This window comes from Pseudomonas sp. SB113, from assembly GCF_040754745.1.
In the GTDB taxonomy this organism is placed as follows: domain Bacteria; phylum Pseudomonadota; class Gammaproteobacteria; order Pseudomonadales; family Pseudomonadaceae; genus Aquipseudomonas; species Aquipseudomonas grimontii.
In genome coordinates this window covers 1-466 of sequence record NZ_JBFMHW010000143.1, presented here as the reverse complement: position 1 = coordinate 466, position 466 = coordinate 1, and the positions used below count along the sequence as shown (strand labels likewise).

1 pseudogene is annotated in these 466 nt (G+C 57.7%); it reads left to right on the top strand.

What is annotated here, in order from left to right:
* A pseudogene (locus AB1462_RS31865) lies at nt 1-466 on the top strand (DEAD/DEAH box helicase); the annotation flags it as partial.

Genomic DNA, 466 nt, shown 5'->3' with positions numbered 1-466 from the left:
CTCGCTGGCGCGCAAGCTGGAGCGACAGCTCCGGGACGACTCGTCGGTACGGGAAAAGCTGGTTGAGGAAATTACCGAGGACTATGAGGAGTACGAGGAGGTCGCCGACGAATGGTCGGAGGATTCCGACGAACCGGAACTTCTAACAGAAAGCGATATCGCCACGATCGGTCAGGAAATCGCTGACCTTCGGGCGTTCCGTGATCTCGCTGTCTCGATCTCTGAAAATGCGAAAGGTCTCGCCCTGCTCAGTGCGCTTCGCGCAGGATTTGCCATGGCGCGGGAGCTGGGAAGCGCCGAAAAGGCCATCATCTTCACCGAGTCCCTCCGCACGCAGGAATATCTCGTCCGGCTGCTGTCAGATAATGGCTACGCTGACAAGCTCGTCTTGTTCAATGGCTCCAACGCTGATCCCCAGTCCAAGGCCATCTATAACGCTTGGGTCGAACGCCACAAGGGAACAGAC